Here is a 25,927-nt window from a genome sequence, read left to right as displayed (position 1 = left end):
TGGCGTGAAAGCAGTCCCATGGCTGACTCAGGAAGCCTGCAGGTCTGCGATGCCGGCGGCACCGGCGGACAGGAGGACCTCGGCGAGTTCGATGCCCAGCAGGGTGGCCCCCACGTCCGTCAGGCCGTCGGTTGCCCGCTTGTCCCTGACCGACGCGGTGCCGTCCACGGCGCACACCACGGCTTCGAGGTGGAGCGTGCTGCCCTTGCGGTAGGCGTACGCGCCGACCGGGGCGGCGCAGCCTGCCTCGAGGCGGGCCAGCAAGGCACGTTCGGCAGTGACAGCCAGGCGGGTGTCCAGGTCATCAAGGGCGGCCAGTGCCTGGGCCAGGACCTCCTTGGACCCTTCGGTGGAGCCGGGGCGCGGCGGAGCGTCAGCGGTGCGGCATTCGATGGCCAGCGAGCCCTGCCCTGCGGCGGGAAGCATCACGTCCGTTTCGAGGAATTCGCTGACGGCGTCCAGCCGGCCGATCCTTTCCAGCCCGGCCGCGGCCAGGACTACGGCGTCGAGGTCGCAGGATTTGCCCGGAACCACTTGGTCCGTGGCGTTGCCCGGCAGCCCGGGTACCCTGCCCAGCCGGGTGTCAACGTTGCCGCGGATGTCCTTGATGTCCAGGTCGGGGCGGGCGGCGCGGAGCTGTGCTGCCCGGCGGGGTGAACCGGTCCCAACAGTAGCTCCGGACGGGAGATCGGCGAGCTTGAGCCCGTCACGGGCACACAGGACATCGCGGACGTCCACCCGCTTCGGGGTGGCCGCCAGGCTGAGCCCCACTGCGGCGCCGGTGGGCAGGTCCTTCAGGGAATGGATCGCCACGTCGCACTCGCTGCGCAGCAGCGCATCGCGCAGGGCGGCGACGAAAACGCCCGTGCCGCCCATCTGCGACAAGGAACCGGTGAGGACGTCGCCGTCGGTCCTGATGTGGACAAGCTCCACGGGGAAGCCTCCGACGGCGGCGAGCTGGTCCGCTGTCTGCTGCGTCTGGGTGAGCGCGAGCTTGCTGGCGCGGGTTCCGATGCGGACCGTCACTGCTGCGGCGCTCCCCCGGCAGCATTTGACGCGGCCGCGGCCTGGCCGGCAGCTGCTTCGCCAGGGTAGGGATCGTGGCCCGTGCCTACGGTGGTGTCCGCTCCGGCGATGGTCGGCTTTTCCCCGCGGAAGTTCGCGCAGCATCCCGGCCGGCACACGTCGTACCAGGGACCAAGGGCGGTCACGGCGGGACGATCGCTGATGTTGTTGGCCACGGTCCGCTCGGAAATCAGGTCCACGAGGCCGTTGACGAACTTGCGGTGCGTGCCGGGGGTGGGCACCCGGGTGGCAGCAAGGCCAAGGTTGGCGCAGGTTTCCAGCGCTTCAGTGTCCAGGTCCCAGACGACTTCCATGTGGTCGCTGACGAACCCGAGCGGCACAATAACAATGCCCTTGATGCCCTGGCCGGCGAGTTCCTCGATGGCGTCGTTGATGTCCGGCTCCAGCCACGGCACGTGCGGGGCACCGGACCGGGACTGGTACACCAGGGACCAGGGGGCGGTCAGGCCGGTTTCCTCTTCGACGCGCTGCATCACTGCGGCACCGGTGGCCAGGTGCTGGGCAACGTAGGCCGAACCCTCTTCGAATTCGCGGGGTTCACCCTCTGACCGGCCTGCCGCGTCGGCGTCCCGGGTGGGGATGGAGTGGGTGGCAAACAGGATCTGCACCGGCGCGTCGGGGGTGCCGGCAGCGGCGAGCTGTTCGCGGACGGAAGCCAGGCCGGCGGCGGTGCCTTCGATGAAGGGTTCCACAAAACCGGGATGGTCGAAGTACTGGCGCACCTTGTCCACCTCGAGCCTGCCGTCCAGGCCGGTTTCGGTCAGTGCCATGCCGATGTCCTCGCGGTACTGGCGGCAGCTGGAGTAACAGGAGTAGGCACTCGTGGTGACCATCAGGAGGCGGCGGTGGCCGGCGTCGTAAGCGTCCTGCAGCGTCTGCGGGATGTAGGGGGCCCAGTTGCGGTTGCCCCACAGCACGGGCAGCTCGATGCCGCGGGCGGACAGTTCAGCCTCGAGGGCAGCCTTGAGTTCACGGTTCTGCTGGTTGATGGGGCTGATGCCGCCATTGGCCCGGTAGTGGTGTGACACTTCCTCAAGCCGCTCGTCCGGGATGCCCCGGCCGCGGGTGACGTTGCGGAGGAACGGGATGACGTCCTCCTGGCCTTCGGGCCCCCCGAAGGAGGCGAGCAAAACGGCGTCGTAGTTCTTCGGCGCCATCCGTCCTGCCTCGGTGACGGGGTTCACGGCAGTAACTTCGGCCGGGTCCCGGGCTTCGAGCGGGCTCATGCGAGCACCTCGGCAACCTCGGCGGCGGAGATGCGGCGGCCGGTGTAGAACGGGATTTCCTCCCGGACGTGGTTGCGTGCCTCGGTGGCGCGCAGGTGGCGCATGAGGTCCACCAGGTCCACGAGCTCAGGCGCTTCCAGGCCCAGGATCCATTCCCAGTCGCCCAGAGCGAAGGAGGAAACGGTGTTGGAGATGACCTGCGGGAAGTCGCGGCCGAGCAGCCCGTGGTCGCGGAGCATCTTGCCGCGCTCGGCCTCGGGCAGGATGTACCACTCGTACGAGCGGACGAACGGGTAGACGCAGAGCCATTCCGCCGGTGCGACGCCCCGGGAATAGGCGGGTGTGTGGTTCTTGGCGAACTCGGCTTCGCGGTGCACGCCCATGGCGGACCAGACGATCTCGGTTCCGGCGAAGAGCGTGCTGCGGCGGATGTCCCGGATTGCCTGCTGGAGGGCCTCGGGCTTCGGGCCATGGAGCCACACCATCACATCGGCGTCTGCGCGCATTGCGGATACGTCGTAGCTGCCGCGGTGCGTCACGCCGCCCTGGGCCAGCCGTTCCAGCAGCGCTTCGAAGTCGGTGGCAGCGTCAGCGCTGCGGATCAGGGTTTCGGAGCGCTTGAAGACCGTCCAGAGGGTAAAGAACTGCTCGGCTGATTCTTCGGTTTTAGTGACAGATTCGGCAGAAGTGTGGCTCATGGTTACAAGTTTGCCCCTTCGTACCCGCCAAGTCGAAACCAGCGAGTTCTACAACGTGTAGAAGTGCTTAAAGTCACAGCAGCGTTCCCTGTTTGAGGGGACCGCGGCCGGACCTAGGGGTTCCGCAGCCGGAAAAAGACCAGTCCCGCGGCTCCGGCGACTCCCACCAGCCCCGAGCCTAGCCACACCAGGGCGCTCTTCGGCTCCGGCTGCGCCTTCAGCTCTGCGCTGCTCCGCACGCTATTGCCCAGCGCCCCTGCACTGTAGGAAGGGGCCCATTCCGAGTTGGCCTGCGGCACTGCATAAAGCGGCAGATACGCGGCGTTCCCCGGGGCTGCCGCACCGGGTGCAGTTCCTGCCGAGGTCTCAGTTCCGGAAGTTTCCTGCCCGCCTGGAAGCTGCGCGGCATTGGATCCGACCTGGCCGTTCTGCGCAGCCGCACGGGCTGGCGTTTCCTGTGCGCCTGGCATCTGAACGGCAGGGGCACCGGAAGTCGGATTTCCAGCGGCCGGGGTTTGAACCGGCGTTCCAGCCGGGGTTCCACCCGCCGGGCTCAACGCGGCGGATGACGCCGGGGCGGAAGCCTGGGCCGGGCCGGAGGACGCAGGAGCCGGAGACGTTCCGGGCGATGCCGGGCCGGAGCCCGCAGGAGAGGTGGCAGGCCGGGTTGCCGTCGGCGTGCTGGCTGGCGCATCGGCCGTCGGAACCGGCGAAGGCGTGGCGGTTGCCGGCCCGGATGCGGGCGACTGCGTGGCAGTGATGGCCGGCAGGAGGGCTGAAGGAACCGCAGAGGCGGAAGCGGAAGCGCTGACCGCAGGGCGGGCACCGGGTTTGCCGTTACCGCCGGCCTTGGGGTTCTTATCGCGGTTCTGGCCGGGTGCATCCTCGCGCCCATGTTGACCGGTCAGTGAGGCCACCAAGGGCAGTGACTTGGTGTCCACGGCCGGGGCCGCGGAATCTCCGGGATCCGGTGTTCCTTCCTCGGCTTGGGACGCCGACGCGCCTGTTGATAGAACCAGTACCGCTCCGATTGCCGCGGCTGCAGCGCCGCGCCGGATTCCCCCATGGATACCAGTCCGGGACATTGAAAGCTCGGACTTGTGTTGGACCATAGTCATCGACCCTAACCATGGGGCGAGGCGAAATGAAAGCCGGCGGAAGCCCTCAGAGCCGGCCCGGAGGAGGTCCGTTCACGGGAATCGCCGGGCTGACCAGTAACAACGTTCAGGCGCTGAGCTTGCGGATTTGCTTCAGTGTGTCGGACACCACTGCGGCGAGTCCGTTGCCGGCCACCCACCCGCCCACCACGGCGAGGCCGCCGGCCGCGCTGCAGGCTTCCCTGATGGCAGCCACGCGGGCACGGTGTCCCACGGCGGCAAACGGGAGGGATCCCGGCCACCGGACAACGTCCCAGTCCACAACGTCCTGCCGGCTGATGGCGACGCCCAGCAGTGCCGAGGCATCGGCCAGTGACGCGGCGAGGAGTTCGTCATCTGTATCAAGGGCGGCTGGCGCACTGCCCCTACCGTCGACGCGCCCGTAGGAGAGCCGAAGGACGTGCCGGCCGGGACCCGCGGCTTCCGCGAGCCAGTCCCATTTGCCGGTCGCATGGGTGAGGGCCTTGGCCCTGACGCCGGGAGTTTGCGGCGCCACGAGGATGCCCGTGCCACGGGGGCGGCGGTCAAGGTCAGGTTTGTCCAGGACCAGGGTGACAAGCTGCACGTCCGGCCCCGCAGCAGGCTTCTTGCCGGCGATCGCGGGGACCGCTGCTTCCAGCAGTCCGACGGCGGCCGGACCGTCCACCGCAACTGCCAGCAGGCCGGCGTCGTACGTTTTTCCGGCGGCGCCCACGCGCCATCCTTCAGAGGTCCTGGCCACCGAAACCGCGCGCGTACCGGGCAGGAGCGTGACTCCCCGGGCGCGGAGGTCACTGACCAACGCGCTAACCAGCGTGTGCATGCCGCTTTCGAGGCCGGCAACGGCGGAGCCTGCCTTGGCGGGTCCGGCGCTGTTGCGCCGCTGGGCAGCTACGGCGGCGGCCAGCGAGCCGTGCCTGCGGAGTCCGTCGCGGAGTCCCGGTGCCACCATGTCGACGTCGAGCAGGGCCGGGTCAGCGGAATGGACGCCTCCTACTACCGGCGCCACCAGCCGCTCAAGGACGCGGCCGCCCATCCTTGCTTTGACCAGCGCGGCCACGCTGACAACGTCCGCGGCGGCGCCGATGGAGGCGGGCAGGATCCTGTCCAGCGACGCCCGCAGGGAGCCAACCAGCCCCAGGGAGCGGCGGACTTCGGGATCCCAGGGGTTGGCCGGGATGCCCAGGACGCCGGTTTTGGGAAGTTCGCGCGGACCGTCCGGAAGCTGCACCCAGGCGCCGCCGGGCCTGGGCTGGACAATCTTCCCGGACAGGCCCAGCTCGTCGGCAAGGGCGGCGACGGCGTCGGACCGGGTGGCGAATGACTCGGCTCCGCTGTCAAGGGTGAGGCCGGCCACCACGTGGCTTCCCACGCAGCCACCCCACTCATGCCCCGCTTCCAGGACGGTTACCCGGTGTCCGGCAGCGGCAAGTTCCCGGGCGGACAACAGCCCTGAGATCCCCCCTCCCAGCACCAGGGCGTCCAGAGCCACGGCGGAGTTGGCGTCCACGCTTTACTCCGGGGAGATGGAGTGGATGAGCTCTACAACCCGGGTCAGGACGGCGGGGTCAGTTTCCGGGGGGACGCCGTGGCCGAGGTTCAGGACGTGGCCCGGTGCCGCTGAGCCGGCCTTGATGACAGCACGGACGTGGGCCTCGAGGATCTCCCACGGGGCGGACAGCAGGGCGGGGTCGATATTGCCCTGCAGCGGGACGGATCCGCCGAGCCGCCGGTTGGCTTCATCCAGCGGAAGGCGGTAGTCAACCCCCACCACGTCCACGCCCACGTCGCGCATGGCCACCAGGAGCTCGGAGGTGCCGGTGCCGAAGTGGATCAGCGGCGCGCCAAGGTGCCGCACATGGTCAAGGGCGCGCGCGGAGGCAGGGGCCACGAATTTGGTGTAGTCGGCCAGGCCCAGGGAGCCCGCCCAGGAATCAAAAAGCTGACCGGCGGAGGCACCCGCCTCGAGCTGCGCGCGGAGGAACATTCCGGAGGCGTCAGCGGCCCAGTTGGCCAGCGCGGTCCAGGTCTCGGGGTCCGCGTGCATCATGGTCCGCGGGCCGAGGTGGTCCCGGGAGGGCTTGCCTTCCACCATGTAGGCCGCCAGTGTGAAGGGCGCTCCGGCAAAGCCGATCAGGGGTGTCTTGCCGAGTTCGGCCACCGTGAGACGCACCGCCTCGCGGATGGGTTCCAGAGCCTCCCATGTCAGCTGCGGGAGTGCGGCAACGTCGGCCGCTGTCCGCACCGGCTTGTCCAGGACCGGTCCGACGCCGGGCACGATGTCCACGCCAACACCGGCCAGCTTCAGCGGAATCACGATGTCCGAGAAGAAGATGCCGGCGTCGACGTCATGGCGGCGGACCGGCTGGAGCGTGATTTCCGACGCGAGTTCCGGCCGGAGGCAGGAGTCCAGCATCGCGACGCCTTCGCGGACCTTCAGGTATTCGGGAAGGGAGCGGCCTGCCTGCCGCATAAACCAGACAGGGCGCCGGGACGGCTTGCCGCCCCGGTAGGCCGTGATCAGCGGCGAGTCAGCGGTGCGGCCGTCCACGAGCGGGTGGTCTGCGGCGAGGGCGCCGGCAGCGGACATGGCAGGGCTGGAAGTCATGCCTTCGATTGTGCCCAAAAACGGCAGTAAAAGATAACGACAGGCTGTCATGCTGAGGCCCGCTAGGCGCGCCGTGTCAGGAATCACAGCCCCCCGCTGCCGCTCCCGGGCCGGACAGTTGTTCTACCGCGGAACGAAAAAGCTATGATTGACCTGCTGTGGTTCTTTTTTCATTGGTGGCAACACACGCCGACATCGATCTTGAGACCGTTGCTCAGTTGAGCAACGGTGCTTCGGAGATCGCCACATCCGCCCTCTCCGGATCGCCGGCAGTGACGGGTGCGGTTGTCCTTGCCACCTGCAACCGCTACGAAATCTACGGCGAGGCCCCCCATCCGGACGATGTTGAGGCCGCCCGCGCCGCCCTCGTCGCCCAGATCAGCGAAGCCAGCGGACTGAGCGAACCGCTCGTCTCCCGCTCCTTCAGCACCCGCACGGGCCCGGAAGTCACCCAGCACCTGTTTGCCGTCAGCGCCGGGCTGGACTCCGCCGTGGTCGGCGAACGTGAAATCGCAGGCCAGGTGCGCCGCGCCCTCATCACCGCGCAGCACGAAGGCACCGCCAGCTCGGGCCTCGTCCGGCTGTTCCAGGCTGCATCCAAGACGGCCAAGGATGTGGGCGCACAGACTGCCCTCGGATCCAGGGGCCTGTCCATCGTCTCGGTGGCCCTCGACCTCGCCACCGATCTTTCCGAAAACCCGGACTGGACCACCAAAAAGGTGGTGGTCTTCGGGACCGGTGCCTACGCCGGCGCCACCATGGCGCTGCTGCGTGAACGGGGCTGCACCGACATCTCCGTTTTCTCCTCCTCCGGCCGTGCCGAAGGCTTCGTGGCAACCCGCGGCGGCACCGCCCTGGACGCCGAGTCTCTCCGGCCGGCAGTGGCTGCCGCGGACGTGATGATCGGCTGCAGCGGTTCGGACACGCGGGTGGAGGCCGACGAACTGGCCCTGGTCCGCGCGGACTCGCCCCAGCCGCTGATCGCTATCGACCTGGCGCTCACCCATGACTTTGACCCCGGCGTCGGTGAGCTTGACGGCGTCGAACTGCTGACCCTGGAGTCCGTGCGCCTCGCCGCACCGCAGGAACAGGCCGAATCCCTGGCCCAGGCAAGCGGCATCGTCAGCGGCGCCGCCAAGGCCTTCGAACAGGAGCGGGAGGCCCGGTCCGTGGACTCGGCGATTGTTGCCCTGCGCCGGCACACCATGAGCGTGCTGGACGCCGAGATGGAAAAGGTCCGCGCCCGGCACGGCTGCACCGCCGCCGCCGAAGAAGTGGAGTTCGCCCTGCGCCGCATGGTCAAGCAACTGCTGCACGTCCCCACAGTCCGCGCCCGCGAACTGGCGGCCAACGGTCAGCAGGACGAGTATGTGGCGGCCCTGGAGGCCCTCTACGGCATCACCGTGGAGCAGCCGGCAGCACGCGCTGTCCCCCAGGCCGAGTGCCCGGTGGACCACAGCGACCGCGAATCGGCCTGAGCGCCCCCGGGGCAACCCTCCCTCACTCAACGCGCCCTTTTCGGCAACGCTCTCTCACTTAATGCGGCTTTTCCCCTAACGCTCTCTCGCTTTCTTCAGGAAAGTGAGAGAGCGTCCTTCGAAAAAGCACGTTAAGTGAGAGAGCGTTGCTGGTTCGGGTTAGTAGACGGGCTTGTTGGGTTCGACGTCGCGCACCCAGGCGAGGATCCCGCCGTCGAGATGGCTGACCCGCTGGTAGCCTGCCCGCTGCGCCGCGGCCAGCACGTTCGATGAACGGGTGCCCGCCTTGCAGAGGAACACAATCTCCTTGTCCTGCGGAAGTTCACTCCACGCCTCGCCTGCCAGGATCCGCCCCTGCGGAATCAGCCTGGCCCCGTCAATCCGGACGATGTCGTACTCCCCGGATTCCCGGACATCCACCAGCTCAAAGTCCTTCAACCCGGCCTTCCGGGACGCGAGCATGGTGGCCAGCTGGGTTGGCGTGACGGTGTGTTCGGTGTCCGAGGGTGCCTCGGGGGTAATGCCGCAGAACGCCTCGTAGTCCGTGAGTTCCGTGATGGGCGCCGCCGCAGGGTCCTTCGAAACACGGATCTCCCGCCAGCTTCCCCCCAAGGCGTCAAACAGCGCCACGCGGCCCAGCAATGAACGTCCGACGCCGGTGATCAGCTTGACTGCCTCGGTCACCATCAGCGATCCCACGGCGGCGCAGAGCATGCCGAACACGCCGCCCTCACCGCAGGAAGGCACAGAACCGGCGGGCGGCGCCTCAGGGTAGAGGTCGCGGTACGTAGGGCCATGCTTCTCCCAGAAGACGCTCACCTGGCCGTCGAACCGGAAGATGGAACCCCAGACGTAGGGTTTGCCCAGGATGGCAGCGGAGTCGTTCACAAGATAGCGGGTGGCGAAGTTGTCCGCGCCGTCCAGGATGAGGTCATAGCCGGCGAACAGCTCCAGGGCGTTGGACGCATCCAGCCGGACGTTGTGCAGCCGGACGTCCACCAAGGGGTTGAGCGCGGCAATGGCGTCGCGTGCTGACTCGATCTTCGGCCGGCCCACATCCGCGACGCCATGGATGACCTGGCGCTGCAGGTTGCTGAGGTCAACGGCGTCGTCGTCGATGATGCCCAGCGTTCCCACGCCCGCAGCGGCGAGGTACAGCAGCGCCGGTGAACCCAGCCCGCCGGCGCCGATGACCAGCACTTTGGCGTTTTTGAGCCGCCTCTGCCCCACCGCCCCGATCTCGGGAATGATGAGGTGGCGCGAGTAGCGTTCCACTTCTGCGGCAGTGAGCTCACCTGCCGGTTCAACCAGCGGAGCCAGTGAAACTGCTGAAACATTTGCGGTGGATGTCGAAGCCATACTTCAATGTATGCCCCGGGATACCGCCGGGTCATATTACCCCGAAGTAGAGTGGGGGTAACTGCAAGCGAAAGAAGGACAACTGTGGTCCATGAAGCACGGGCCGGCCGCCCGTCCGCAGCCGAACCGCAAACCGCCCCGCGCCCCGCCGGGCAACGGTCCGCCCGGCTTCCCAGGGACGAGAGACGGGCACAACTCCTTTCCGCGGCGCAGGAAGTTTTTGTGGCCAACGGGTACCACGGCGCGGCCATGGACGAGATCGCAGAGACCGCCCACGTCAGCAAGCCTGTCCTTTACCAGCACTTCCCCTCCAAGCGGGAGCTGTACCTGGCCCTGCTGGAAAGCCACCTGGCCTCCCTCACCGAACTGATGCTGGGGGCGCTGAACTCCACCACGGACAACGATGAGCGCGTGCAGGCTGTTATGCGTGCCTATTTCCAGTTCATCGCCAACGATGACCAGGCACACCGGCTGGTCTTCGAGTCAGACCTCATCAATGATCCCGATGTCAGCTCACGGCTGGAGACTTTCAACCGGACGTTTGCGGACGCCATCGCACGAGTCATCGCCGAGGACACCAAACTTCCGCACCTGGAGGCCGAACTGTTGGGCCGCGGACTTGCCGGCATGGCCCAGGTGAGCGCACGGTACTGGCTCGAAACGGACGGCAACCTGGACCTCGATGTGGCCAGCGACCTCATTTACCGTTTAGCTTGGCGCGGAATCTCTCGCTTCCCCAAAGAGTCCTAGACTACAAATAAGACATAACCCGAGAAACGTTAACTGGCTGGGAGGCCCCCTGTGGAAGTAAAGATCGGCGTTCAGAACGTTGGCCGCGAAATTGTGCTGGAGTCGAACGAGGACGCAGACTCCGTGGCCAAGGTCGTCGAGGATGCCATCAGCAACGGCGGTGACCTGCGCCTGAAGGATGACAAGGGACGCCTGATCATTGTTCCCGGCAAGGCTCTGGCCTACGTGGAAATCGGCGCTGAAGAAGTCCGCCGCGTAGGGTTCGGCCAGTTCTAGCCCCCGCCTTCTATCAGGACGGGCGTTCCGAGGAGGGCCGATGCTTTCGTTGACCATAGTGGTGCTGGTGACAGCAGCCGCAGGTTTCATCGTCTGGGCGAACGACAAACGCCATACCAAGTACGGGGTTGGCGTGCCGGCCGGCGTCGCGGTGGGTGTGGGAGCGTTGAGCTGGATCATCCTGATGGCCGCAGGTTTCGGGTACCGTCCGGGGCTGACCTGGATGCCGTGGATCCTGCCCATGGTCCTCGGCTCCGCGGCGGCGGTGGCAGTAGTCATCTACCTGGGCCGCACCCGTGCCAAGCGGGATCTGGAACGGCTCACCGCGGCTTTGAAGCTCTAGCCCGGAGAACCATCCGGACGTGACCACTACCCTTCGGGGGCAGTGGTCACGTCCGGTTAAAGGGCGGCGGGGTGTTTGGCCGGCTCGGCAACGGCATGGACTGCGGCGGCGGCCTCACTGACTGCCTCTGCCGCCCCCACGTCGCGGGCGGTGACCTCTCCCCCGGCGTCATGGGACGTGTAGCGGAGGAACACCCTGTTGTACCGCCAGTCCAGGTCCGGGTGGTGGTTCTGTTCCTCGGCAAGGCGCCCGACGGCGGCAATCAGTTCCAGCGCGGCAGCCGACGTCGGCATCTTGTACACCGTCACCAGGGCCCCCTCGCGGTAGCGCCAGTGGGGCAGGACGGCCAGGGCGTCCTCGAGCCGTTCGGGGGAAAGAACGTCCTTGCTGGACATGGCTGCTCCTCTGTTGCGGTGCGCATGCCCCGGTGCCGCCGTGCGCCGGAGAAGCTACAGGAACTCGGCCCGGCCTTCCATGGCCGACGACGCCAGTGCATGTTCGCGGCGCGGTATCCTGCCGGCCGTCTTCGCCAGCCTACCGGCGATCACCGCGTGTTTGAAGGCCTCCCCCATCACCGCAGGATTCTGGGCCCGGGTCACCGCAGTGGCCAGCAGGACGGCATCGCAGCCCAGCTCCATGGCGAGGGCTGCGTCCGAGGCGGTCCCGATACCTGCGTCCAGCACCACCGGAACCGAGGCCCGGGACACAATCAGTTCAATGTTGTGCGGATTCAGGATGCCCAGGCCGGTGCCGATGGGTGATCCGAGCGGCATCACCGCCGTGGCCCCGAGGTTTTCGAGCCGGAGGGCCAGGACAGGATCGTCGTTGGTGTAGGCGAACACCTTGAAGCCCCTGTTGACGAGCTGCTCGGTGGCGTCCACCAGTTCGACGGCGTCCGGCAGGAGGGTCTGTTCGTCGGCAATGACTTCCAGCTTCACCCAGTCCGTTTCCAGCGCCTCACGGGCCAGTTCTGCCGTCAGCACGGCGTCCCGGGCAGTGAAGCAGCCGGCGGTGTTGGGCAGCACCCGGATGCCATGGTCCACCAGCAGCTGGAACAGCGAGCCTGTTTCCGCCGTCGAGTAGCGGCGCATGGCCACGGTGGTCAGACTGGTGCCGGAAGCGAGGAGTGCTGCGCCGAGGCCGTCAAGGCTGGGCGCGCCGCCGGTTCCCATGATCAGCCGGGAGGACAGTTCCACGCCGTCGATGACCAGCGGGTCCTGGAGCGCGGAGGAGGACGCAGCGGTGATGGTTTCGCTCATGGGTCAGCCTCCCTGCACAGCCGTGACGAGTTCAACCTCGTCGCCGTCCGCGAGCGCGGTGGCAAACCACTGGCTCCGCGGCACTACCTGCGCGTTGTGTGCCACGGCCACGCCGAGCTTCTGCCCATCGGTGGCCTGGCCGTCAGCCCCGAGGGGCCGTCCTGTGACCTGGCTGACGAGCAGCGTGATGGAAGCACCATCCGGCACGGGGTGCGGCGTTCCGTTCAAGGTGATGTTCATACTGTTTCCTTTGTGGGCGGTTGGTGGCTCAGGCGGCCGGTTGGGTAGGGGGTGGTTGCCGCTGGGGCAGGAGTCCGGTTGAAGCGGGCGGGGCTGAAGGGCGCCCAGCGGGGATCTTCGTAGCCGTCCAGGAGATCCCGGCAGATGGCGGCGGCTGCCGGTGCCAGCAGGACGCCGTGCCGGAAGAACCCGGTGGCGATGATGAGCCCGGGAAGGTGTCCGCCGGACCGGCCACCGCCGTCCGTTGCGGGAACCCGGCCCAGCAGCGGCGCATTGTCCGGTGTTCCGGGACGGGCCCGGGCGGTGCATTCGAGCAGCTCGAGTTCGGCGACGGCGGGAAGCAGCACCTGTGCGTCGCGGAGCAGCTGGTAGACGCCACCGGCGGAAACGGCGCCGGGGGTAGAGGGCGCATCTTCGCGCTGGGTTGCCCCGATCACCACCGTCCCGTCCCGGCGGGGAACGATATACACCGGGACCCCGCGCACCAGTCCGCGGACGGTGGAAGTCACCAGCGGTTGCAGATGCCGGGGCACGGCGAGCCGCAGGATGTCCCCATAGACAGGCCGCAGCGGAAGGTGCAGACCCTCCGGGAGGAACCCCAGTTCCGCCGCGTGCAGCCCGTTCGCCACTACGGTCTCACCGGCCAGGACGGTTCCCCCGCCGGCCAACCGCACGCCGGCAACAGCGCCGTCCTGCCACAGCAGCGATGCCGCTTTGTCCGGCACCGCGTAACCGTCGACGGCGCCGGCTACTGCTGCCCCATCCTGTCGGGTCCCGCTGCGGGCACCTTCGTCCCTGGTTCCGTCCACGCCGTAGCCGGCGAGCGCGCGCCGCAGGCAGTCCACCAGCAACCGCGGATCCACCTGGTGGTCGGCCGGGGTGTCCAGCGCACAGGCGATGGCCGGGCTGAGCAGCGGCTCCCGCCGGCGGGCTTCACGGACGGTGAGCGGTTCCACGGTGAGTCCGTTGGCCTGCTGCACCGCGCGCAGGTCCATCAGCGCCCGGCGGTCTGCGGCGTCGGCACCTACGGCGAGGGTCGGCGTCGTGATGTATCCAGGATCAGCACCCGATGCTGTGCGGAGGCCGGCCACAAAAGCGGGCCAGCGGGCCGAGGCGTCCAGCATCAGCTCGAGGAGCTCTTTTTCCTGGTAGTGCAGTTCGCTGACGGGGGCGAGCATTCCGGCGGCGGCCCAGCTGGCGCCGGCACCCGGGGCGTCGTCGATGAGCGCCACGGTGCGCCCCGAGCGTTGCGCCTCCCAGGCGATGCCGTGGCCGATGACTCCGCCGCCGATCACGGCCACGTCAGCCCGAATGATGTCCGAAGGTATGGACGGTTTTTCCGGTGGGCCCTGGATCGACGGTGCGCCCATGTGTCTCCTTCCCTACGCCGGTACTAGCCGGATCAGGTCAAGCGGTCGGCTCTGACGCCCTCTCAGCCCGGCGCTTTGTGACAGCTGCCGCGGGCTCCCGCAGTACGAGGCAAGTGTAGAGGAACTAGGCTTGCCCCCATGAATGTGTCCCACACTCCTGCCGCCGGCACCGATGTCCTCAGCACCACCAAAATCAGCAACGGCCTCAGCTCAGCGCGCCTCTACCTCTGCACGGATGCCCGCAAGGACCGCGGCGATTTCGGGCAGTTCGTGGATGCCGCATTTGCCGGGGGCGTGGACATCATCCAGCTCCGGGACAAGACCATCGAGGCCGCGGAGGAGCTGGAACTCCTGGCCGTGCTGAAGGAAACTGCCGAGCGCCACGGCCGGCTGTGGGCCGTCAATGACAGGGCTGACATCGCAGTGCTGTCCGGCGCGCCGGTGTTCCATATCGGCCAGAAGGACCTCCCCCTGGCCGCCGCGCGCACCCTGCTGAACGGCAACGCAGCCATCGGACTGTCCAGCCACGCACCGGAGCAGGTGGACGCCGCCCTCGCTGCAGCCGCAGGGCCCGCAGGGCTGGACTACTTCTGCGTGGGCCCGGTGTGGGCAACACCCACCAAGCCGGGGCGGGCCGCCGTCGGACTCGAGCTGGTGGAGTACGCCGCCGCGGCTGCGGGCGCTGCCGGGCAGGACGGACAGGCCGACGGCGGTGTCCCCTGGTTTGCCATTGGCGGCATCGACCACAGCAATGTGGAGCAGGTGGTGGAGGCAGGCGCCCGGCGCATTGTGGTGGTCCGGGCCATCACGGAGGCCGCCGATCCTGCGGCCGCCGCCGCATCGCTCCTCGCGGCCTTGGATGCGCCGGGTTCCTGAGGCTGCCCCGGCCTCTGGCGGTCCGGCCCGCTGACGCTCGTTACCGTGCTATTTACCCTGCACCCTTCCCGGCCCGGGTGCCTGCATTATCGCCGGAATTCGAGTTAGGCTGATTTTCGTGTCACACCATCGGCTGGCTCCCAACGTCCACGAGCACAACAACGCGCTCGAGGCGGCGCTCAGTGCGCTGCGGACCGAACTGGAGCTGCCCGGGGCCTACCCGGACGACGCTGTGGCTGATGCCAAAGCAGCCGTGGAATCCCTGCAGCTGCCTGCCTACGACCTGACCGCCGTCGAGTTCGTCACCATTGATCCCGCGTCCTCCACCGATCTGGACCAGGCTCTGTTTATCGAGCGCGACGGCGACGGGTACCACGTGCTCTACGCCATCGCCGACGTGCCCGCATTTGTCAGCCCGGGCGGACCGCTGGATGCTGAAACACGCCGCCGCGGGCAGACGTTCTACGCACCGGACGGGCGGATCCCGCTGCATCCGGAAATCATCAGTGAACAGGCCGGCAGCCTCCTTCCGGACCAGGATTGCTCCGCGTTTGTCTGGGATTTCCGCCTGGACAGCGCAGCAGAGGTGACCTCCGTCGCCGTCAGGCGGGCGCGTATCCGCAGCCGGGCCAAGCTCAGCTATAAGGGCACGCAGGCCGAACTCGACGCCGGGACGGCCCCGCCGGTGCTGCGGCTCCTCAAAGAGGTGGGGCTCAAGCGCGTGGAACTGGAGCGGGCCCGCGGCGGCGCCAGCCTGAACATGCCCGACCAGGAGATCGTCCAGCTGCCCGACGGCAGCTACCGGATCGCCGCCGCTCCCCAGCTTCCAGTGGAGGACTGGAACGCGCAGATCTCGCTGATGACCGGGATGGCAGCGGCCCGCCTCATGCTGACGGGGAAGGTAGGCATCCTGCGCACCATGCCTTCGCCCGATGAACGCTCCCTGAACCATTTCCGGCTGCAGACCGAAGCCTTGGGTAAGCCCTGGGACGGCGAAGTCAGCTACGGCGAGTACCTGCGGAGCCTGGACCCCACCGATCCCCGCCAGCTGGCCATCATGCACTCCGCCGGGATGCTGTTCCGCGGCGCCTCCTACACGGCCTTTGACGGATCCGTGCCCGAAGATGCCATCCAGTCCGCCATCGGCGCCGCCTATGCGCACACCACTGCCCCCTTGCGCCGCCTGGTGGACCGCTTTGTCCTGGTGATCTGCGAGGCATTGAGCAACGGCGGCAAGGTTCCCGCCTGGGCGCGCGAAGCCCTGCCAACGTTGCCCGAGATCATGGCCGGGTCCGACCAGCTCGCGTCACGGATGGAGAAAATGGCCCTGGACACCGTGGAGGCGGCCCTGCTGGTCAACCACGTGGGCCAGGAGTTCGACGCAATCGTCATTTCCGGGTCCAAGCCGCAAAAGGACAATGGCAAGAATGGGAACGGCAATGGCAACGGGAACGGCGGTTCGGGGTCCATCCAGATCGCGGACCCGGCGGTGACAGCCCGCTGCGCCGGCGAACTGGAGCCCGGAACCAAGGTCCGGGTGCGCCTGGTCTCCTCCGATATCGCGACGCGGGAAGTCCATTTCGAGCTGGCGCAATAGCAGCGCCGGGGCGGCATTGAAGGCCCAAAGCCGGTATTTCAGCTCCCTGCGGCTAGACTGAAGGAGTAGAAATGGATGCCCGGTCGTTGATTTCCTTGATTTGAAACCAACAAGCCCGCCCCTACGCGATCTTGAGATTTACCCGCTGGTCACCAGTGCCAGCATTTAGATAGCCCGCGATCGGCTTCCACTGGAATTGCTTGTGCGCCCGAGCGTGCTCCGGAACAGCCTTACGGCAGGCCCGTTGAGCAGGCAGCGCCATTGCCCAAATGAATAAGGAAACTCCCCAGTGAGTGAATTGCATACCCACCAGCTTCTGACCGACGAGTCCGGCACCGAAACCATCGAGCCGGAAGAGACCATCATCTCGGACGAGAAGCCGCACGAGATCGCGGAAAAATCCTTCGCGGACTACAACGTGCGCGCCGACATCGTCGAATCCCTGGCCGACGCCGGGATCACGCACCCCTTCCCCATCCAGGCCATGACGCTGCCGGTGGCCCTGTCCGGCCATGACATCATCGGCCAGGCCAAGACCGGTACCGGCAAGACCCTCGGTTTCGGCATCCCCGCACTCCAGCGGGTGGTGGGCCAGGACGATCCCGGCTACGAAAAGCTCGCCGTTCCCGGTGCGCCGCAGGCCCTGGTGATCGTTCCCACCCGCGAACTCGCGGTCCAGGTGGCCAACGACCTGCAGACCGCGTCACGGAAGCGCAACGCACGCATCGCCACCATCTACGGCGGCCGCGCCTATGAGCCCCAGGTGGAAGCCCTGAAGCAGGGCGTGGAGGTTGTGGTGGGCACCCCGGGCCGGCTCATCGACCTCTACAAGCAGAAGCACCTGAGCCTGAAGAACGTCAAGATCGTCATCCTGGACGAAGCGGACGAAATGCTGGATCTTGGCTTCCTCCCGGACGTCGAAACCCTCATCGCCGCGACGCCGGCGGTCCGCCAGACCCTGCTGTTTTCCGCCACCATGCCCGGCCCCGTCATCGCCATGGCCCGCCGCTACATGACGCAGCCCACGCACATCCGCGCCGCTGACCCCGAGGATGAAGGCCTGACCAAGCGCGACATCCGCCAGTTGATCTACCGCGCCCACAGCATGGACAAGATCGAGGTGGTGGCCCGCATCCTCCAGGCCAGGGGCCGCGGACGCACCATCATCTTCACCAAGACCAAGCGCACCGCCGCCAAGGTGGCCGAGGAACTGGTGGACCGCGGATTCGCCGCCGCCGCCATCCACGGCGACCTGGGCCAGGGCGCCCGCGAGCAGGCGCTGCGCGCCTTCCGCAACAACAAGGTTGATGTCCTCGTGGCCACCGACGTCGCCGCCCGCGGCATCGACGTCGACGACGTCACCCACGTCATCAACTACCAGTGCGTCGAAGACGAGAAGATCTACCTGCACCGCGTGGGCCGCACCGGCCGTGCGGGCAACAAGGGCACCGCGGTCACCTTCGTTGACTGGGACGACATGCCCCGCTGGGGCTTGATCAACAAGGCCCTGGGCCTGAGTGTGCCGGAGCCCGTGGAAACTTACTCCTCCTCGCCGCACCTCTTCGAGGAACTCGATATTCCCGTAGGCACCAAGGGCCGCCTGCCGCGTGACAAACGGACCCTTGCCGGCGTTGACGCCGAGGTCCTCGAAGACCTGGGCGAGACCGGCAAGAAAAACAGCCGCAGCGGCGGACGCACCCGCGAGCGCGACGGCCGTGACCGGGACAACCGCGGCCGTGAAGGCCGCGGCGGAAACCGCGAAGGCGGACGCACCGGAGGTGATACCGGCCGCTCCGGTGAGCGCCGCCGTCGTACTGCCGACGCAACCGAAAGTCCTGCCGCTGCCGGTGAGACCCCGGCCGCGACCGAAACGGAACAGCCCTCGCGTACGCGGCGCCCGCGCACGCGGACCCGCCGCCGCAATGGCGAGGTAGTGGCCGGCGAGAAGGCCGCACAGCCTGGCAGCACCGAGGCCTAAACCCCTTCATGACTGACACTGTCTGGGCGCCGGACGGCAGCAGCCTGGTGGTTCACGCGGACAACGCGGAGTTCCTCCCCTCGCTGCCGGACGGCGCCTTCACACTGATTTATGTGGACCCGCCGTTCAACACCGGCCGGCCCCAGCAGCGCCAGCAGACCACCATGGTGGCCAACGCGGACGGCACCGGAGACCGACTGGGCTTCAAAGGGCGCTCCTATGACACCATCAAGGGCGCGCTGCACCGCTACGACGACGCATTCAGCGATTACTGGTCCTTCCTTGAGCCGCGCCTTGTTGAGGCGTGGCGCCTGCTGGCGGAGGACGGCACACTGTATCTGCACCTGGACTACCGCGAGGTGCACTATGCCAAGGTGATGCTGGATGCGATCTTTGGCCGCGAGTGCTTTTTGAACGAGATCATCTGGGCCTACGACTACGGTGCCCGGGCCAAAAACCGCTGGCCCACCAAGCACGACAACATCCTGGTCTACGTCAAGAACCCGGCGAAGTACCACTTCGACAGCGCCGAGGTGGACCGGGAACCCTACATGGCGCCCGGACTGGTCACCCCCGCCAAACGGGAACTGGGAAAGCTGCCCACGGACGTCTGGTGGCACACCATTGTCTCGCCCACCGGCAAGGAAAAAACCGGCTACCCCACGCAGAAGCCGGAGGGCCTGGTCCGCCGCGTGGTGGCAGCCTCAAGCAGGCCCGGAGACTGGTGCCTGGACTTCTTCGCAGGCTCGGGAACCTTGGGCGCCGTCTCCGCGAAGCTGGGCCGGAAGTTTGTGTGCGTCGACCAGAACCAGCCTGCGATCGACATCATGGCCAAGCGCCTGGGTGCCCACGCCGAGTTCACGGCCTTCCCACCCAAGTAGCTGGGAGGGGCGGGTCAGGGACGGACGACGGCGGTTCCGGTTCCGAGTTCCTCGATCCGGGCCAGGACTTCAGGGGCGGTGACGTTCTCGCCGAGCAGGTTCGGTTTGCCCGTCCCGTGGTAGTCCGAGGAGCCGGTGATAAGGAGGTCATGCTTGGCGGCGAGCCGGCGGAGGAACCCGCGGCCTTCCTCCGGGTTGTCGCGGTGGTTGATCTCCAGGCCGGCCAGCCCGGCGTCGATCATCTCCTGGTACACACGCTCGCCCACAATCCGGCCCCGCGACGAGGCCACCGGGTGGGCGAACACGGGGACCCCGCCGGCGGCGCGGACCAGTTCGACGGCGGTGGCAGGGTCCGGCGCGTAATGCTGGATGAAGTACCGGGACCGGGAGGTGAGGATGGAGGCGAACGCCTCCGAGCGGTCCTCCACCACGCCGGCGGCCACCAAGGCGTCGGCGATGTGCGGACGGCCCAGGGTGGCGCCCGGTGCCACGTGGTGGATGACGTCATCCCACGTGAGCGGGTAGTCCTCGGCGAGCAGGGTGACCATCCGCTCGGCACGGGTCAGCCGGGCATCCTTGGCCTTGGTGATTTCCTCCAGCAGCCCGGCGTGTTCGGGATCATGCAGGTAGCTCAGGAGATGCACGCTGATCCCCTGCTCCGTCCGGCAGGACACTTCCATGCCGGGCACCAAGGCAACACCGTGCTGCACGGCAGCAGCTGACGCCTCTGCCCAGCCGGCGGTGGAATCGTGGTCGGTCAGCGCCACCACGTCCAGTCCGGCGCGGGCAGCGGATGCCATCACGTCGGCCGGTTTTTCCGTGCCGTCGGAAACATTGGAGTGGGCATGCAGGTCAATCCTCACCTGTCCAGCCTAGTTGACGCCGGCTCCCGTGTTCATGCAGGTATTCGCACAAGCCTTCATGCTGGTGAGACGATGGTGCCGTGAACGATGCCGATAACACCCCCGATTCTGCTTCCCAGCCCCTGGACGAGCGCGTCAACAACCGCTCCCAGCGGCCCAGTTCCGACGCTTTCAAAGCCTTTATGGCCAGCAACTGGGCGCCGTCCAGCCAGGAACTGCCGGCGCTCGACGCCGTGGCCGGCTACGCCGCGACCCGGCGCAAGGCCATCTCCGGGCAGTTCAAAGGCGAACGCCTGGTCATCCCGGCAGGTCCCTTGAAGGTCCGCTCCAACGACTGCGACTACCGCTTCCGCCCCCACTCCGGCTTCGCGCACCTCACCGGCCTTGGCCTTGACCATGAGCCGGACGCCGTCCTGATCCTCGAGCCCGTTGAGGAAGGAAAGGGCGACGACGGCGCGAACCACCGTGCCACGCTCTACTTCCGCCCCTTGGCCGGGCGTGACACCGAACAGTTCTATGCGGATTCGAGGTCCGGCGAGTTCTGGATCGGGGCACGGCCCACGCTGGCCGAATTCGAGGCCCGCCTGGGCCTGCCCACGGCCCACATCGACCAGCTCGAGAACGCCATCACCAAGGATGTGGGCGCCCCCGAGATCGGCGGGATCTCCATCCGCCTGGTCCGCAAGGTGGACGAGAACATCGACGCCCTGGTGGACACCGCCCGGTACAACACCGCCAAGGACCCGGACAACCTGGACCTCGGCGTCCTTGATGCCCTGGACGAAAAGCTCAGCGAAGCCCTGTCCGAACTGCGCCTCATCAAGGACGCCTGGGAAATCGAGCAGATGGAACTCGCCGTGGCCGCCACCGTGGAAGGTTTCGAAGAGGTGGTGAAGGCGCTTCCCCGCGCGCTCACGCACCACCGCGGCGAAAGGGTAGTAGAGGGTGCCTTCTTCGCCCGTGCCCGCGAAATCGGCAACGAACTGGGCTACGACACCATCGCCGCCGCCGGCAACAACGCCACCGTCCTGCACTGGACCCGCAACACCGGCAGGATCAATGCCGGCGAGCTGATTCTGGTGGACGCCGGCGTGGAAGCCGACTCCCTGTACACCGCCGACATCACCCGCACCCTGCCTGCCACCGGCGTTTTCAGCGATATCCAGCGCAAAGTCTATGAAGCAGTCCTGGACGCCGCTGACGCCGGGTTCGCCGCCGCACGGCCTGGAACCCGGTTCCGCGACATCCACACGGCCGCCACCACCGTGCTTGCAGAGCGCCTCGCGGAGTGGGGCCTGCTGCCCGTCAGCGTGGAGGAGGCCATCAGCCCGGAGGGCCAGCAGCACCGCCGCTGGATGCCGCACGGCACCAGCCACCACCTCGGCCTGGACGTCCACGACTGCGCTCAGGCCAGGCGGGAGCTCTACCTGGACGGCGTCCTCACCGAGGGCATGGTGTTCACCATTGAACCCGGCCTGTACTTCAAGGAAGAGGACCTCGCCATCCCCGCGGAGTACCGCGGCATCGGTGTGCGGATTGAGGACGACATCCTGATGACGGCCGAGGGCCCGGTCAACCTCAGCGCTGCCCTGCCGCGCAAGGTCGAGGACGTGGAGAACTGGATGGCCGGCATCTACCGCGAAGCCGATCCGGCACACTAGGAACGGGCAACACCAGGAGCAGCAGAAAACAAAAGCGGGCCGCCGGAGATCATCCGGCGGCCCGCTTTGTCGCTGCGGGAACGGCTACTGCCGCGGATCGCCCGACGGGCGTTGGTCATCCACGGGCGGCCGCTGCTCATCGACGGGCCGCTGGCCTGCGGGCTGCCCGCCGTCGGGCTGGCCCGCGAGGTGCTGGCCGTGCAGCCGCTGGCCGTCAGGCTGCTGCGGTGCGGCCTGAGCCTGTTCGTCGGGACCGTTCTGCGGAAGCCGGATGCCGTACTGGGGCCTGCCGTCGGGCAGGTCGGGGTAGCGGACCGCCTTCGTAGGTGCCGGGGAAGCCGGCTCCGCGCCGCCGTCGTGCTGCTGTACGGCGGGCGCACCGTAAGCCGCGTTCTCCGGCGCGGAACTGGCCGGAGACTGGCCGTACGGATCATTCCAGCCATTGGGGCGGGCAGGGCCCTGGCCCGGCTGCTGGTAGGGCTGGTTGTGGTAATCCCGCTGCGTGTAGGGCCCGCTGCCGGCGGCAGCGTCCGAGCGCGTCATGGGCAGCTGCTGCAGGAGCCGTCGGGCCTCGTGCGCGGCCTCGGGCGAAACGACGACGTCATAGCTGGTGGCGACCACCTGGCTGGTGGAGGTGAAGTCCCGCTTTCCCCGCTGCATGGCATAGGTGACGATGCCAAAGAGCATAAAGAAGGCAGCGCCCATCAGCACGGACGTCAGGATGGAGAAGTATCCCGGCGACGGTGCGAAGAAGGAGAGCATCACGCCGACGAACAGGCCAAACCACATACCGCTCAGCGCGCCGGACAGTGCCACCCGCGGGTAGCTCAGGCGCCCCGTAACCCGCTCCACCATCTTCAGTTCGTTGCCCACAATGGAGACCATCTGCACGGGGAACTGCTGGTCCGCGAGGTAGTCCACCGCCTTCTGGGCGTCGAGGTACGAGGTGTAGGAGCCGACGGTGTCGCCGGTGGGAACGGCCCTGGCTTCGTCCATGCCGTTGGGCCCGCCGGCCTTCGGAGCACCAAAAATGTTTGCCATAGTCCCATTCTTGCCCATCAGCATGTGTGCTGCCTGTAAATTCAGCTAAAAGAGAGCAGACTCGGTAGCCTGTAGGAGTGAGCACAACACCTACCCGCGTCTTCGTGGCGCGCCTGCTGGGACTCGACGTCTTCGACCCCCTGGGCGACCGGCTGGGCCGGCTGCGCGATGTTGTTGTGCTCTCCCGCGGCACCCAGGGAGCCCCGCACGTGGTGGGCATCGTGGTGGAAGTGCCGGGGAAGAAACGCGTCTTCGTGCCCATGACCCGGATTACCTCCATCGACCAGACGCAGATCATCTGCACCGGCCTGGTCAACCTGCGCCGCTTCGAACAGCGCGGCGCCGAAACGCTGGTGGTGGCCGAAATGTTCGACCGCCGCGTCACGCTCCGGGACGGCAGCGGCGACGCCACCATCGAGGACATCGCGATGGACCAGACCCGTTCCCACGACTGGTTCGTCAGCAAGCTTTTTGTCCGGCGGGGCCATTCCCTCTCGCCGCTGAGCCGGCTGCGCCGCAACGAAACCCTGATCATCGACTGGTCGGACGCCCTCCAGGGCCCCCGCACCGAGCCGCAGGCCGCCACGCAGTTCGTGGCCAACCACGAGGACCTCAAGCCCGCCGACTTCGCCGAAGCGCTCCAGGAGATGAGCGACAAACGGCGTTTCGAGGTGGCCAGCGAGCTCCAGGACGAACGGCTGGCCGACGTCCTGCAGGAACTTCCCGAAGATGACCAGGTGGAGATCCTCTCCGCCCTGGACGTCCAGCGTGCCGCGGACGTGCTGGAGGAGATGGACCCCGACGACGCCGCCGACCTCCTTGGCGAGCTCCCCTCGGCCCAGGCCGAAGAGCTGCTCCAGCTGATGGAGCCCGAGGGCGCAGAGGACGTCCGCCGCCTCCTGGAATATGACGAGGACACCGCCGGCGGCCTGATGACGCCCGTGCCGGTAATCCTGCCGCCCGAAGCCACGGTTGCCGAGGCCCTGGCGCACGTACGGCGCGAGGAACTCTCCCCCGCCCTGGCCTCCTCGATCTTTATCGCCCGGCCGCCGCTGGAGACGCCCACCGGCCGGTTCCTGGGTGTGGTCCACATCCAGCAGCTCCTCCGCTTCCCGCCGTTCGAGTCGCTGGGCAACCTGGTGGACAAGAACCTGGAGCCGCTGTCCGACCAGGCCCACATCAGCGAAGTGGCCCGGACCCTGGCCACCTACAACCTGAACTCCCTTCCGGTGGTCAACGACGCCGGCCGGCTTGTGGGGGCGGTGACTGTCGATGACGTTCTGGATCATCTGTTGCCTGATGACTGGCGCGCCCATGACGGCGAAGCCCCGATAAGAAGGCTCGGTGGCCGTATTGGCTGACAACGGCGCTCCCAAGAACCCGGCCCAGCGTCCCTCCTCCAAGGCGGCGTCCATGGGCAGCCTCGATACGCCGTTGAGCGGCCGCCAGCGGATCCTGCCCAAGTTCTCCCCGGACCCGGACGCGTTTGGCCACGCCACTGAAGGCTTTGCCCGGTTTATGGGTACGCCGCAGTTTCTGGTCTATATGACGGTGTTTGTTGTGATCTGGCTTGCCTGGAACACCTGGGCTCCGCTGGAATGGCAGTTCGACTCACGCGACCTCGGCTTCACCCTGCTGACCCTGATGCTGTCCCTGCAGGCGTCCTACGCGGCGCCGTTGCTGCTGCTCGCGCAAAACCGCCAGGACGACCGCGACCGTGTCTCGCTGCAGCAGGACCGCCAGCGCGCTGAACGCAACCTGTCCGATACCGAGTACCTGACGCGGGAGCTGGCGTCGCTGCGCATTGCCCTGCGCGAGGTGGCAACCCGGGACTACGTCCGCGCGGAACTGCGTTCCCTCCTGGAAGACATGCTGGAAGCCCAGGAAGAGCTCCGCACCCATGATTCAACCGGCCAGGCGCAGCACGAGTCACCGCGGGACAAGGTCAGGGAAAAACTCAAGGAGCAGCGCGACCGGCAGAGGAACCCGCGCACCCAGCAGATTCCCCGGGTCAAGCCCGGCCATTCAACCCAGGAACGTTAATTGAGCGCATCTCCCGCCAGCCCCTCCCGTGAGGCGGTCAACGCCGCCCTGGCTACCGTCATCGATCCTGAACTGCGCCGCCCCATCACTGAACTGGGCATGGTGGAGTCCGTGGAGATGTCCGACGACGGCCGGGTCACCCTCGCGGTCCTGCTCACCATCGCCGGCTGCCCCCTGCGGGACACCATCACCGCGGACGCCACCAAGGCGCTGCTGGCAGTCCCCGGAGTGACCGCCGTCGACGTTGCCCTGAAGGTGATGAGCCAGGATCAGCGCGACGCCCTCAAGGAGCTGCTCCGCGGCGCCGGAGGCCAGCGCGGCATTCCGTTCAACCAGCCGGACTCGCTGACTAAGGTCTACGCCGTGGCCAGCGGCAAGGGCGGCGTAGGAAAGTCCTCCGTGACCGTCAACCTGGCCTGCGCCCTGGCGGCGCAGGGGCTGCGGGTAGGCATCGTTGACGCAGACGTGTATGGTTTCTCGGTTCCGGCGCTGATGGGGATCACCCAGGCCCCCACCCGGGTGGACGACATGATCCTTCCGCCCGTCGCCTACGGGGTGAAGGTCATCTCCATCGGGATGTTCGTCAGCGGCAACCAGCCGGTGGCCTGGCGCGGGCCCATGCTGCACCGCGCCCTGGAGCAGTTCCTGACCGACGTGTACTTCGGCGACCTGGACGCCCTGTTCCTGGACCTGCCGCCCGGCACCGGCGACATCGCCATCTCCGTCGCCCAGCTGCTGCCCAAGGCCGAGATCCTGGTGGTCACCACGCCGCAGGCAGCCGCGGCGGACGTCGCCGAACGGGCCGGAGCCATCGCCACGCAGACGGGTCAGAAAGTTGCCGGTGTCATCGAGAACATGTCGTACCTGGACATGCCCGACGGCGGCCGGATGGATTTGTTCGGAAGCGGCGGCGGGACGGTGCTTGCGGAGAGGCTTACGGCGACAGTGGGCGAAGACGTTCCGCTGCTCGGGCAGATTCCGCTCGATATCAAGCTGCGGGAGGGCGGCGATACCGGAATGCCGATCGTCCTGGGCCAGGCAGGCACGCCCGCTGCCGAGGCGCTTTCAGGGATTGCCGGCCGGCTCGCCAGCAGGCCGCGGGGTTTGGCGGGAATGAAGCTGGGGCTGCAGCCGCGCTGACCCTGCCTTCCAGTTTGT

25 protein-coding genes and 1 riboswitch are annotated in these 25,927 nt (G+C 67.5%); of the genes, 12 read left to right on the top strand and 13 right to left on the bottom strand.

The genetic code is table 11. The annotated features are described in order from the left end of the window. Positions 1 to 27: 27 nt before the first annotated feature. The 6 genes from hemC to hemE form a co-directional block, all read right to left on the bottom strand. A complete protein-coding gene (gene hemC / locus ARTSIC4J27_RS06920) occupies positions 28 to 1,026 on the bottom strand; it encodes a hydroxymethylbilane synthase (RefSeq protein WP_050054479.1) in 999 nt (332 codons plus the stop codon). After that, positions 1,023 to 2,312, bottom strand: a complete 1,290-nt coding sequence (locus ARTSIC4J27_RS06915) for a ferrochelatase (protein WP_050054478.1) — start codon at positions 2,310 to 2,312, stop codon at positions 1,023 to 1,025. The genes hemC and ARTSIC4J27_RS06915 overlap by 4 nt, the downstream gene beginning before the upstream one ends. Next, the gene (hemQ, locus tag ARTSIC4J27_RS06910; protein WP_050054477.1) at positions 2,309 to 3,010 is read right to left on the bottom strand and encodes a hydrogen peroxide-dependent heme synthase; all 702 of its coding nucleotides are present in this window, start codon (positions 3,008 to 3,010) and stop codon (positions 2,309 to 2,311) included. The genes ARTSIC4J27_RS06915 and hemQ overlap by 4 nt, the downstream gene beginning before the upstream one ends. A 113-nt stretch (positions 3,011 to 3,123) precedes the next feature. Then, positions 3,124 to 4,128, bottom strand: a complete 1,005-nt coding sequence (locus tag ARTSIC4J27_RS06905; RefSeq protein ID WP_152683799.1) for a hypothetical protein — start codon at positions 4,126 to 4,128, stop codon at positions 3,124 to 3,126. Positions 4,129 to 4,234: 106 nt separating this feature from the next. Continuing rightward, positions 4,235 to 5,656: a protoporphyrinogen oxidase gene (hemG, locus tag ARTSIC4J27_RS06900; protein ID WP_050054475.1), complete on the bottom strand. Its 1,422-nt coding sequence runs from the start codon at positions 5,654 to 5,656 to the stop codon at positions 4,235 to 4,237. A 3-nt stretch (positions 5,657 to 5,659) separates the two neighbouring features. Then, entirely contained in the window at positions 5,660 to 6,754 is a 1,095-nt protein-coding gene (gene hemE / locus ARTSIC4J27_RS06895; protein ID WP_050054474.1) for a uroporphyrinogen decarboxylase, read from the bottom strand. Between the two features lie 158 nt (positions 6,755 to 6,912). On the opposite strand from hemE, the gene ARTSIC4J27_RS06890 reads away from it, so the two are divergent. Next, the gene (locus ARTSIC4J27_RS06890; protein WP_050054473.1) at positions 6,913 to 8,232 is read left to right on the top strand and encodes a glutamyl-tRNA reductase; all 1,320 of its coding nucleotides are present in this window, start codon (positions 6,913 to 6,915) and stop codon (positions 8,230 to 8,232) included. Between the two features lie 159 nt (positions 8,233 to 8,391). Here ARTSIC4J27_RS06890 and moeB read toward each other — a convergent pair whose 3' ends face one another. Next, complete coding sequence (gene moeB, locus ARTSIC4J27_RS06885) at positions 8,392 to 9,591, bottom strand: molybdopterin-synthase adenylyltransferase MoeB (RefSeq protein ID WP_050054472.1); 1,200 nt, start codon at positions 9,589 to 9,591, stop codon at positions 8,392 to 8,394. Positions 9,592 to 9,675: 84 nt separating this feature from the next. On the opposite strand from moeB, the gene ARTSIC4J27_RS06880 reads away from it, so the two are divergent. Genes ARTSIC4J27_RS06880 through ARTSIC4J27_RS06870 form a run of 3 tightly spaced genes read left to right on the top strand, consistent with a single transcriptional unit; the run spans position 9,676 to position 10,960 of the window. After that, positions 9,676 to 10,341 carry a TetR/AcrR family transcriptional regulator gene (locus ARTSIC4J27_RS06880; protein WP_050054471.1) on the top strand — a complete coding sequence of 222 codons (666 nt, stop codon included), beginning with the start codon at positions 9,676 to 9,678 and terminating at the stop codon, positions 10,339 to 10,341. A gap of 51 nt (positions 10,342 to 10,392) precedes the next feature. Beyond that, positions 10,393 to 10,617 (top strand): DUF3107 domain-containing protein, encoded by a 225-nt coding sequence (locus ARTSIC4J27_RS06875; protein ID WP_050054470.1) that lies wholly within the window; start codon positions 10,393 to 10,395, stop codon positions 10,615 to 10,617. A gap of 40 nt (positions 10,618 to 10,657) precedes the next feature. Then, entirely contained in the window at positions 10,658 to 10,960 is a 303-nt protein-coding gene (locus ARTSIC4J27_RS06870; RefSeq protein WP_050054469.1) for a hypothetical protein, read from the top strand. Positions 10,961 to 11,016: 56 nt separating this feature from the next. Here ARTSIC4J27_RS06870 and ARTSIC4J27_RS06865 read toward each other — a convergent pair whose 3' ends face one another. From ARTSIC4J27_RS06865 to ARTSIC4J27_RS06850, 4 genes are all read right to left on the bottom strand, one after another. Then, positions 11,017 to 11,355, bottom strand: coding sequence for a 4a-hydroxytetrahydrobiopterin dehydratase (locus tag ARTSIC4J27_RS06865; protein WP_050054468.1), 339 nt, complete (start codon positions 11,353 to 11,355; stop codon positions 11,017 to 11,019). A gap of 54 nt (positions 11,356 to 11,409) precedes the next feature. After that, positions 11,410 to 12,219 carry a thiazole synthase gene (locus ARTSIC4J27_RS06860; protein ID WP_050054467.1) on the bottom strand — a complete coding sequence of 270 codons (810 nt, stop codon included), beginning with the start codon at positions 12,217 to 12,219 and terminating at the stop codon, positions 11,410 to 11,412. Between the two features lie 3 nt (positions 12,220 to 12,222). After that, positions 12,223 to 12,459: a sulfur carrier protein ThiS gene (thiS, locus tag ARTSIC4J27_RS06855; protein ID WP_050054466.1), complete on the bottom strand. Its 237-nt coding sequence runs from the start codon at positions 12,457 to 12,459 to the stop codon at positions 12,223 to 12,225. Next, positions 12,456 to 13,829 (bottom strand): FAD-dependent oxidoreductase, encoded by a 1,374-nt coding sequence (locus tag ARTSIC4J27_RS06850; protein ID WP_050054465.1) that lies wholly within the window; start codon positions 13,827 to 13,829, stop codon positions 12,456 to 12,458. Before ARTSIC4J27_RS06850 ends, thiS begins: the two co-directional genes overlap by 4 nt. Further along, a riboswitch (TPP riboswitch) is annotated at positions 13,822 to 13,940 on the bottom strand. Its footprint overlaps the gene before it by 8 nt. 27 nt (positions 13,941 to 13,967) lie before the next feature. Here ARTSIC4J27_RS06850 and thiE point away from each other — a divergent pair. The 4 genes from thiE to ARTSIC4J27_RS06830 all read left to right on the top strand — a co-directional run bounded on the left by thiE (position 13,968) and on the right by ARTSIC4J27_RS06830 (position 19,161). After that, the gene (gene thiE / locus ARTSIC4J27_RS06845) at positions 13,968 to 14,705 is read left to right on the top strand and encodes a thiamine phosphate synthase (RefSeq protein ID WP_050054464.1); all 738 of its coding nucleotides are present in this window, start codon (positions 13,968 to 13,970) and stop codon (positions 14,703 to 14,705) included. A gap of 118 nt (positions 14,706 to 14,823) precedes the next feature. Next, entirely contained in the window at positions 14,824 to 16,302 is a 1,479-nt protein-coding gene (locus tag ARTSIC4J27_RS06840; protein ID WP_050054463.1) for an RNB domain-containing ribonuclease, read from the top strand. Positions 16,303 to 16,591: 289 nt separating this feature from the next. Then, positions 16,592 to 18,280, top strand: coding sequence for a DEAD/DEAH box helicase (locus ARTSIC4J27_RS06835; protein ID WP_050054462.1), 1,689 nt, complete (start codon positions 16,592 to 16,594; stop codon positions 18,278 to 18,280). Positions 18,281 to 18,288: 8 nt separating this feature from the next. Continuing rightward, positions 18,289 to 19,161, top strand: coding sequence for a DNA-methyltransferase (locus ARTSIC4J27_RS06830; protein WP_050054461.1), 873 nt, complete (start codon positions 18,289 to 18,291; stop codon positions 19,159 to 19,161). Positions 19,162 to 19,175: 14 nt separating this feature from the next. Here ARTSIC4J27_RS06830 and ARTSIC4J27_RS06825 read toward each other — a convergent pair whose 3' ends face one another. Then, complete coding sequence (locus ARTSIC4J27_RS06825) at positions 19,176 to 20,024, bottom strand: PHP domain-containing protein (RefSeq protein ID WP_050054460.1); 849 nt, start codon at positions 20,022 to 20,024, stop codon at positions 19,176 to 19,178. 80 nt (positions 20,025 to 20,104) lie between these two features. Between ARTSIC4J27_RS06825 and ARTSIC4J27_RS06820 the strand changes: the two genes are divergently transcribed. Then, complete coding sequence (locus ARTSIC4J27_RS06820; protein WP_050054459.1) at positions 20,105 to 21,685, top strand: aminopeptidase P family protein; 1,581 nt, start codon at positions 20,105 to 20,107, stop codon at positions 21,683 to 21,685. A gap of 84 nt (positions 21,686 to 21,769) precedes the next feature. On the opposite strand, the gene ARTSIC4J27_RS06815 is transcribed toward ARTSIC4J27_RS06820, so the two are convergent. After that, positions 21,770 to 22,726, bottom strand: coding sequence for a general stress protein (locus tag ARTSIC4J27_RS06815; RefSeq protein ID WP_050054499.1), 957 nt, complete (start codon positions 22,724 to 22,726; stop codon positions 21,770 to 21,772). A 77-nt stretch (positions 22,727 to 22,803) separates the two neighbouring features. Between ARTSIC4J27_RS06815 and ARTSIC4J27_RS06810 the strand changes: the two genes are divergently transcribed. Genes ARTSIC4J27_RS06810 through ARTSIC4J27_RS06800 form a run of 3 tightly spaced genes read left to right on the top strand, consistent with a single transcriptional unit; the run spans position 22,804 to position 25,909 of the window. Next, positions 22,804 to 24,087, top strand: a complete 1,284-nt coding sequence (locus ARTSIC4J27_RS06810; RefSeq protein WP_050054458.1) for a magnesium transporter MgtE N-terminal domain-containing protein — start codon at positions 22,804 to 22,806, stop codon at positions 24,085 to 24,087. Continuing rightward, positions 24,071 to 24,769 (top strand): DUF1003 domain-containing protein, encoded by a 699-nt coding sequence (locus ARTSIC4J27_RS06805; RefSeq protein ID WP_050054457.1) that lies wholly within the window; start codon positions 24,071 to 24,073, stop codon positions 24,767 to 24,769. Before ARTSIC4J27_RS06810 ends, ARTSIC4J27_RS06805 begins: the two co-directional genes overlap by 17 nt. Beyond that, positions 24,770 to 25,909: an Mrp/NBP35 family ATP-binding protein gene (locus ARTSIC4J27_RS06800; protein ID WP_050054456.1), complete on the top strand. Its 1,140-nt coding sequence runs from the start codon at positions 24,770 to 24,772 to the stop codon at positions 25,907 to 25,909. It begins immediately after the preceding gene. Positions 25,910 to 25,927 lie beyond the last annotated feature (18 nt).

Origin of the sequence: Pseudarthrobacter siccitolerans, assembly GCF_001046895.1 — a bacterium.
Taxonomy (GTDB): Bacteria; Actinomycetota; Actinomycetes; order Actinomycetales; family Micrococcaceae; genus Arthrobacter; species Arthrobacter siccitolerans.
Note: the sequence above shows the minus strand (reverse complement) of the source record. Positions and strands in the feature narration are given on the sequence as shown.

Bases quoted from the DNA above. Each gene is read 5' to 3' on its own strand.
- hemQ (WP_050054477.1), bottom strand. From the start codon at position 3,010: ATGAGCCACACTTCTGCCGAATCTGTCACTAAAACCGAAGAATCAGCC.
- thiE (WP_050054464.1), top strand. From the start codon at position 13,968: ATGAATGTGTCCCACACTCCTGCCGCCGGCACCGATGTCCTCAGCACC.
- ARTSIC4J27_RS06860 (WP_050054467.1), bottom strand. From the start codon at position 12,219: ATGAGCGAAACCATCACCGCTGCGTCCTCCTCCGCGCTCCAGGACCCG.
- ARTSIC4J27_RS06865 (WP_050054468.1), bottom strand. From the start codon at position 11,355: ATGTCCAGCAAGGACGTTCTTTCCCCCGAACGGCTCGAGGACGCCCTG.
- thiS (WP_050054466.1), bottom strand. From the start codon at position 12,459: ATGAACATCACCTTGAACGGAACGCCGCACCCCGTGCCGGATGGTGCT.
- moeB (WP_050054472.1), bottom strand. From the start codon at position 9,591: ATGGCTTCGACATCCACCGCAAATGTTTCAGCAGTTTCACTGGCTCCG.
- ARTSIC4J27_RS06870 (WP_050054469.1), top strand. From the start codon at position 10,658: ATGCTTTCGTTGACCATAGTGGTGCTGGTGACAGCAGCCGCAGGTTTC.
- ARTSIC4J27_RS06915 (WP_050054478.1), bottom strand. From the start codon at position 2,312: ATGAGCCCGCTCGAAGCCCGGGACCCGGCCGAAGTTACTGCCGTGAAC.
- ARTSIC4J27_RS06830 (WP_050054461.1), top strand. From the start codon at position 18,289: ATGACTGACACTGTCTGGGCGCCGGACGGCAGCAGCCTGGTGGTTCAC.
- hemE (WP_050054474.1), bottom strand. From the start codon at position 6,754: ATGACTTCCAGCCCTGCCATGTCCGCTGCCGGCGCCCTCGCCGCAGAC.
- ARTSIC4J27_RS06905 (WP_152683799.1), bottom strand. From the start codon at position 4,128: ATGACTATGGTCCAACACAAGTCCGAGCTTTCAATGTCCCGGACTGGT.
- ARTSIC4J27_RS06815 (WP_050054499.1), bottom strand. From the start codon at position 22,726: ATGGCAAACATTTTTGGTGCTCCGAAGGCCGGCGGGCCCAACGGCATG.
- ARTSIC4J27_RS06850 (WP_050054465.1), bottom strand. From the start codon at position 13,829: ATGGGCGCACCGTCGATCCAGGGCCCACCGGAAAAACCGTCCATACCT.